This is a genomic window from Mycobacterium sp. KBS0706, from assembly GCF_005938675.2.
GTDB lineage: Bacteria > Pseudomonadota > Alphaproteobacteria > DSM-16000 > Inquilinaceae > Inquilinus.
Map to the genome: position 1 here is coordinate 23,814 of NZ_VCCH02000091.1, position 6,639 is coordinate 30,452.

A 6,639-nucleotide genomic window follows, 5' to 3' on the forward strand; every position below is an offset into this window, starting at 1 on the left:
GATGCCGTCGAGCTTCAACGTCAACCAAGCGGCCGGCTATGAGCAGTTGATGGGGCGCTGGAGCCGGACGCTCGCGCCCCTGCTGATCCGGTTCGCCGGCATCGCCGACGGCGAGCGGGTCCTCGACGTCGGCTGCGGCACGGGCAGCCTGACCTTCGCGCTGCCCCAGGCCGCGGATCTGAAGGAGGTCGCCGCGATCGACTATTCGCCCGTCTTCGTCGAGGAGACGCGGCGGCGCAACGACGATCCGCGGATCACTGTCCAGGAAGCGGATGCCTGCGCCCTGCCGTTTCCGGACGGCGGTTTCGACCGCGCCCTGTCGCTGCTCGTCCTCCACTTCGTCAGCGACGCGGCGAAGGCGGTCGCCGAGATGTGCCGGGTGGTCCGTCCGGGCGGTGTCGTCGCCGCTGCGGTCTGGGACCATCTCGGCGGGCTGCCGGCCATGCGGATGATGTGGGACACGGTGGCCGCATCGAGCGGCGCCGCGCGTGACGCGCGCAGCCGGTACCTGTTCCAGCCGATGACGCGGCCGGGCGAGATGGAGCAGTGCTTCATCGCCCAGGGGCTGGCCGAGGTGGAGCAGACGTCGCTGGCGATCCGGATGGATTACCGGTCGTTCGGCGACTATTGGGAGCCGATCGCCGCCGGCGAAGGGCCGCTGGGCAAATATGTATCGGCGCTCGACCCGGCCGGGCGCGCCGCGACCGAGGCCGCGGTCAGGGCCGCCTATGAGGGCGGCCAGCCGGACGGGCCGCGGTCCTTCGCCGCGGTCGCCTGGGCCTGCCGCGGCATCCGCCCGGCCTCCTGAGGGACGGCCAAGCTCGCCCGGCCACGCGCGATCATCCCAAACCAAGGTATAGGTCCGCCCAACGAAGGCAGAGCCCTGTGCGCCCTAGGTGCGATGGAGCGGCGTGCCGCTTCGGCCTTAGCCTCTGATCAGCGGCGATCGCGCATCGTCATCCGATGCCGGACGCCGATCCTGGAGAGGAGGCACATCATGGGGCACGCACAGAAGACCGATCCCGGTCTGCCGCATCCGAAGGCAACGGGCCTCACCATGGCCATCTGCGGCTTCGCCACGCTGGCCCTGGCCACGGTGCTCGGCGTCTCGCTCGCCTCCAGCGCGGCGAATGGCGAGGATGTGCCCGTCACCATCGTCACCCGGCCGCCTGCGACGGACATGGCGCTGGTCGCCGGTGCGGCCCCGTTCGACGTCGCGGGCTGCACCGTGACGGCGGCAGCGCGGCCCTGAGGCCGGAGCTGTCCTGGCAGGGACGGCACCGATAAGACCCGGGCCGCTCCTGCCGGACCAGGTCATCCGGGATCCGTCGCTCCTTCACCCGGCCGCCCGGCCTTCAGCCGCGGCGGCCTCGTCTTTTTCCGCCCGGCAAGCCGTTGAGCCGCAGAGCGATCGGTCGCCCTGCGGCTCAGCTCTCCGTCCGGCCGGCCGTATCAGATCCCGGCCGTCTTCACGTCCGAAAGGCCGGCCCGTCCAGGACGAACGTCCCGCCATCGAGCAGGGTGGTGTCGTCCGGGACGCCGGCCTCGATTGCCGGTGGGACGTGGAGCGTCGAAACGGCCCGATGCCGGGAGCGGGGTTTTGAATGGGCCGCCGGGCCGGCGGCCGCGATCCACAGGTCGATGGCCTGCGCCGAGACACGGAGGCGGAGCAGCCGGTCCGTCGTCCCGTCCTCGCCGGCACCGTCCCGGACCGCGAGCCGGATCTCGACCTCTCCCGTCGGCTGTGCACGCGACATGCCGAGCGGGTGCCGCGAGCAGGACAGGTGCAAAGCGTCGAGCCAGCGGTTGCCGGACGTGTCGCGGCGGGATGAAAACGAGATCTGCCAGTTGAAGTACTGCGCATCACCCGTGTCGACATCGCGCCGAATGAAGGCACCCGATCCGCTCCAGAACATCGCCTCCTCCCAAGTCTGTCGTCGTCGAGACAGGATGGCGGACGGCCGAGGGCGGACCTATTCCACTGTGGTTTGCGCCGGCTGGCGATTTCGGTGGCAGGGGATAGACGGAGGTATAGGTCGGGCTCAGTCCGCCCGGGCCTCGTGCCGCAGCGCCGAGGCCAGGCAGGCGATCAAAACCTCGGCATCGACCGGCTTCTCCAGGAAGCCATGGGCACCGCCGGCCAGGGCCTTCGCTCGCGTCGCCGTGTCGGTGTAGGAGGTCATGAAGATCATCGGGGAGGGCTTGCCCTCGGCATTCAGCGAAGCCTGCAGATCGAGGCCGGTCATGCCCCCCATCCTGACATCGCAGACCATGCAGGCCACGTCGGACCGGCCCGGAAACGCCAGGAAGTCCTCGGCCGAGGCGAAGGGCAGGGCGCGGTAGCCCAGCGAGGACAGGAGGTCCTCCAGCGCCTCGCGGATGGCGTGGTCGTCGTCGATGACGGCGATGACGGGGGAGTGGGACACGATACCTCGGCGGACAGCAAAGCGGACCTCTGGTCCGCTTGTCCTAGATAGGCCAGGTGTCGCCGGCCGGGTACCATACATAGGTCCAGGACGAAGCGGCTGTCCGTCCAGTCCAGGCGTCACCGTTCCAGCAATTCCGCCTTGCGCACCAAGTCGGCGACCGACCGGACGGCCATCTTCCGCATGACGTTGCCGCGGTGCAGCTTGACCGTGATCTCGCTGATGCCGAGCAGGCCGGCGATCTGCTTGTTCATCAGCCCCTTCACCACCGCCGCCATGACTTCGGTCTCGCGCGGGGTCAGCGTGGCCGCCAGCGCCGCCACCTCCTTGGCCGCCGCGGCGTCCTGGCGCTGCGTCCTGTCCTTGTCGATGGCGGCGGCCACCGCATCGAGCATGTCCTGATCGCGGAACGGCTTGGTCAGGAAATCCATCGCCCCGGCCTTCATTGCCCGGACGCTCATCGGGATGTCGCCGTGGCCGGTCATGAAGATGATCGGGCGGGTGTTGCCGCCGCGCGCCAACTGGGCCTGCAGGTCCAGCCCGCTGAGCCCCGGCAGGCGGACATCGAGGATCAGGCAGCCCGGCCGGTCGGTCGGGGCGGCGTCGAGCAGCTCCTTGGTCGACCCGAAGCTCCGCGCCTCGATGCCGACCGAGCGCAGCAGGTCGGTCAGCGCCTCGCGGATGGCCTCGTCGTCATCGACGATGAGGATGAGGGGCGTTGCGGCGGGCGTTGTCCCGGCTGGTGCTTTCATGATGCCTGCGCAGTGTCCGGGTCCGCCGGCAGCGCGAACTCGAACACCGCTCCCCCCTGCTCGTGAGTCCTGGCCGTCAACTGTCCGCCATATGTCTCGATCGTCGAGCGGCAGATCGCAAGCCCCATTCCCATGCCGCCCCGCTTGGTCGTGAAGAAGGGCTCGAACAGCCGGGCCTGGAGCTCATCGGGAATGCCCTTGCCGCGATCGCGGACCGAGACGCGGATTTCGAGCCCATCGGGCCTGTCGACGCTGACCGTGAGCTCGCGCTCGGCGGCCTGCGTCTCGGCCATGGCGTGGAGGCCGTTGGTCATCAGATTGATCAGCACCTGCTGCAGCGCCACGCGGTCGGCCCGGACCGGCGGGACCGACGGCGCGAACCGGGTGACGACGGTCGCGGCGTGGGCGCTCAGCTCGGTCTCCAGCAGCGGGATCGTCTCCTCGATCAGCGCGCGCAGGTCGATTGCTTCGTCGTTGCGCTGGTCGCGGACCAGCTGGCCGCGCGTGCGCTGCACGATCTCGGCCGCCCGCCGGCCGTCCCGCACCGTGCGCTCCGCCGCCCGCACCGCCGCCTCGACGTCGGGTGGATCCTTGCCGAGCCAGCGCAGGCAGGTCTGGGCGTTCATCACCACGGCGCCGAGCGGCTGGTTGATCTCATGGGCGATCGAGGCCGACAGCGCGCCGACCGTCGCCGCCCGCGACGCCCGCGCCAGCTCGGCCTGGGCGGCGAGCTGCGTCTGCTGGAGCTGCTCGCGCTCGGTCACATCGACCATGCCGACCACCACGCGGCCGAACTCGTCCGCCTCGTCGGGGAAGGAGATGCGGAGGAGGACCGTCAGCACCTGCCCGTCGGCGGCAAGCAGCTTCGCCCGCCCCTCGAACCGGCTGCTGCCCTCGGCCACCGCCGCCAGGACCGTCGGCAGGGCGGGATCGCCGGCCGGCAGGAAGCGCTCGATCGGGCCCAGCGCCTCGGCTGGCGACGACAGCCGCAGCAGTTCGGCCGTCGCGTCGTTGACGTGCATCGTCCGGATCCGCCGGGCGCAGTCCCGGGCGAAGGCGGGATGCTCCCGCACATAGGCGGCGACATCCCGCACGCCCTGCTGCCCCAGCCTTGTGAGCATGGCCCTGACCTCGGAGAAGTCCTGCTCCCACAGCGAGACCCGGACCTGCTCGAAGATCGACCGGTACCGCGTCTCGCTGCGGGCCAGGGCAGCGTTCGCCGCCACCAGGGACTGCTTCGACGCCTGGTCGCGCAGCAGCAGCACCGTGGTGATGCCGATCGCCGCCAGGGCAATGCCACAGCGGATCACGGCCGAGACATCCGCCTCATCGCCATGCGAGATGAAGAAGGAGAGAACCGCGAGGCCGGCACAGGCCAGCGTCAGGAGGATGAGGCCGCGCCGCGAGAAGGCGTCGGAGGCGAGGAGCATCACCAGGACGTAGAGCACCGCGATGGCGCCGGTCACATCGGTGAAGGTGTCGACGACGAACACGGCAGCACCCAGCAGCAGCGCCAGCAGGCGGTGCCAATGGCGGCGCCTGGGGCCGATCCGCCCCAGGCCGGGTCCGGAACCGGGCACGGTGTCGGCAGGCATCTTTGCGGCGTTGCGGTTCATCGAGGGGCAATTCAGTCGATCGAGCGGACGCGATCGGAGTCGAGGATGCGGCGGGCGAAGTCCGGCATGGTCAGGCCGCCACGGACCGCGGCGTCGAGCGCCGCCTCCTTCTGCCGGATCGCGGCCAGGCGGTCCACCACCGCGGCCAGGCGCTCCCGCGGGATCACCACCACGCCGTCGAGGTCGCCGACCAGCACGTCCCCGGACTCGACCCGAACCCCGCCGACCACGATCGGCAGCCCGGCGGTCCCCGGCCCCTGCCGCGCCGGCGAGTTCGGGGTAACGCCGGCCGCGAACACCGGCAGCCCGACCTGGCGCAGCCCGATGAGATCGCGCACCAGCCCGTCGGTCACCAGCGCCGCGGCGCCCTTGTTGCGGGCCATGCCGGCGACCAGGTCGCCGATCACCGCCGTGCCCTCATAGCCGCCGGCGGCGCAGACCAGGACGTCGCCCGGCCCGGTGATGTCGAGCGCCGCGAACACCGCCAGATTGTCGGCCGGGCCGCAATCGCAGGTCACCGCGACCCCGACCACCGGTGCCAGGGCGGGATCGACCGGCTTGATCCGGTGGTGCAGCGCGCCCGAGCCGTCCATGGCGTCGACGGCGAAACCGGTCTGGATGCCCCGCAGGGCCTCGACCAGCGCCGGGTCCGGCCGGGCGAAGCGGCGGCGGATCGTCAGCAGTGGCGGATCATCGATCATGGCGCACCCCATTTGGCGACGGGCCGATCGGCCCGGGCGAACGCTATACTGCCCGACAAAAGCAAGGCAACAGCGCGGGGAGGACATCATGCGGCTGATCGAGCCTAGGCCCCTGACCGAAATCGTCGAGCGGATCTTCGCCGCCGGCGGCTGCGGGGCGGAGGAGGCGGGGCGCATCGCCCGCCACCTCGTCGACAGCAACCTCTGCGGCCATGACTCGCACGGCGTGGTGCGCACGAAGCGCTACATCGACTTCCTGCGCGCCGGCACGGTGGTCCCCGGCCGCAGCGCCGACCTGGTCTTCGACGGCGGCAGCCTGCTGGTCGTCGACGGCCAGTTCGGCTTCGGCCAGACCATCGGCGAGCAGGCGACCGACCTGCTGGCCGAACGGGCCAAGGCGCATGGCATCGCGCTCGTCACCATCCGCCGCTCCGGCCATCTCGGCCGGCTGGGCGACTGGGCCGAGCGGCTGGCCGGGCACGGCCTGGTCTCGCTGCATTTCCTCAACACCACCGGCCTCGGGCTGATGGTGACGCCGTTCGGCGGCAGCGACCGGCGGTTGTCGCCGAGCCCGATGGCGGTCTGCGTGCCGGTGGAGGGCCGCGCCCCGATCCTGCTCGACATCACCACCGCGATGACCGCCGAGGGCAAGCTGCTGGTGGCGAAGAACAAGGGCGAGGCCGTCGGGCCCGGCATCATCGTCGACAAGTCCGGCAGGCCGACCACCGATCCGGCCGATTTCTATGCCGGCGGCGCGATCCTGCCCTTCGGCGGGCACCGCGGCGCCGGCCTCAACATCCTGACCGACATCCTGTCCGGCGCGCTGTCGGGCGGCGGCTGCACGGCGCCCGGCGTCACCGTGCTGGAGAACACCATGACCAGCATCGCGATCGACGTGAACCGGCTGCCGGACCGCGCCGCCTATACGGCTGAGATCCTGCGCTTCTGCGATTGGGTGAAGGCATCGCCACCGGCCGATCCGGCAGCGCCGGTGCTGCTGCCGGGCGAGGTCGAGGCCGCGACCCGCCGGCGGCGCGCCGCCGACGGCATCCCGATCGACGACGCGACCTGGGGCGACATCCGCGCGGCGGCTCAATCGGCCGGCCTTTCGGAGGCCGAGATCGAAGCTATGGTGCCGGCCTAG

The 6,639-nt window shown here is 71.0% G+C and carries 8 protein-coding genes; 3 read left to right on the forward strand and 5 right to left on the reverse strand.

What is annotated here, in order from left to right; all coding sequences use genetic code 11:
• Position 1 precedes the first annotated feature (1 nt).
• Both FFK22_RS33145 and FFK22_RS33150 read left to right on the forward strand, forming a co-directional pair.
• Positions 2–808, forward strand: a complete 807-nt coding sequence (locus FFK22_RS33145; RefSeq protein WP_138888956.1) for a class I SAM-dependent methyltransferase — start codon at positions 2–4, stop codon at positions 806–808.
• Positions 809–997: 189 nt separating this feature from the next.
• Positions 998–1,252, forward strand: coding sequence for a hypothetical protein (locus tag FFK22_RS33150; protein ID WP_138888957.1), 255 nt, complete (start codon positions 998–1,000; stop codon positions 1,250–1,252).
• Between the two features lie 217 nt (positions 1,253–1,469).
• Here the strand turns inward: FFK22_RS33150 and FFK22_RS33155 are convergent, their stop codons facing one another.
• The 5 genes from FFK22_RS33155 to FFK22_RS33175 all read right to left on the reverse strand — a co-directional run bounded on the left by FFK22_RS33155 (position 1,470) and on the right by FFK22_RS33175 (position 5,495).
• Positions 1,470–1,916, reverse strand: a complete 447-nt coding sequence (locus FFK22_RS33155) for a hypothetical protein (protein WP_138888958.1) — start codon at positions 1,914–1,916, stop codon at positions 1,470–1,472.
• Between the two features lie 126 nt (positions 1,917–2,042).
• Positions 2,043–2,426: a response regulator transcription factor gene (locus FFK22_RS33160; protein ID WP_138888959.1), complete on the reverse strand. Its 384-nt coding sequence runs from the start codon at positions 2,424–2,426 to the stop codon at positions 2,043–2,045.
• 119 nt (positions 2,427–2,545) lie between these two features.
• Positions 2,546–3,178: a response regulator transcription factor gene (locus FFK22_RS33165; protein WP_138888960.1), complete on the reverse strand. Its 633-nt coding sequence runs from the start codon at positions 3,176–3,178 to the stop codon at positions 2,546–2,548.
• A complete protein-coding gene (locus FFK22_RS33170) occupies positions 3,175–4,773 on the reverse strand; it encodes a sensor histidine kinase (RefSeq protein ID WP_138888961.1) in 1,599 nt (532 codons plus the stop codon). The genes FFK22_RS33165 and FFK22_RS33170 overlap by 4 nt, the downstream gene beginning before the upstream one ends.
• Positions 4,774–4,805: 32 nt before the next feature.
• Positions 4,806–5,495: an RraA family protein gene (locus FFK22_RS33175; protein WP_186002786.1), complete on the reverse strand. Its 690-nt coding sequence runs from the start codon at positions 5,493–5,495 to the stop codon at positions 4,806–4,808.
• An 88-nt stretch (positions 5,496–5,583) separates the two neighbouring features.
• On the opposite strand from FFK22_RS33175, the gene FFK22_RS33180 reads away from it, so the two are divergent.
• Entirely contained in the window at positions 5,584–6,639 is a 1,056-nt protein-coding gene (locus tag FFK22_RS33180; RefSeq protein ID WP_186002787.1) for an Ldh family oxidoreductase, read from the forward strand.

What these genes read in the sequence shown, in the direction of transcription:
- FFK22_RS33145 (WP_138888956.1), top strand. Translation starts at nt 2, where the DNA reads ATGCCGTCGAGCTTCAACGTCAACCAAGCGGCCGGCTATGAGCAGTTG.
- FFK22_RS33150 (WP_138888957.1), top strand. Translation starts at nt 998, where the DNA reads ATGGGGCACGCACAGAAGACCGATCCCGGTCTGCCGCATCCGAAGGCA.
- FFK22_RS33155 (WP_138888958.1), bottom strand. Translation starts at nt 1,916, where the DNA reads ATGTTCTGGAGCGGATCGGGTGCCTTCATTCGGCGCGATGTCGACACG.
- FFK22_RS33165 (WP_138888960.1), bottom strand. Translation starts at nt 3,178, where the DNA reads ATGAAAGCACCAGCCGGGACAACGCCCGCCGCAACGCCCCTCATCCTC.
- FFK22_RS33170 (WP_138888961.1), bottom strand. Translation starts at nt 4,773, where the DNA reads ATGCCTGCCGACACCGTGCCCGGTTCCGGACCCGGCCTGGGGCGGATC.
- FFK22_RS33175 (WP_186002786.1), bottom strand. Translation starts at nt 5,495, where the DNA reads ATGATCGATGATCCGCCACTGCTGACGATCCGCCGCCGCTTCGCCCGG.
- FFK22_RS33180 (WP_186002787.1), top strand. Translation starts at nt 5,584, where the DNA reads ATGCGGCTGATCGAGCCTAGGCCCCTGACCGAAATCGTCGAGCGGATC.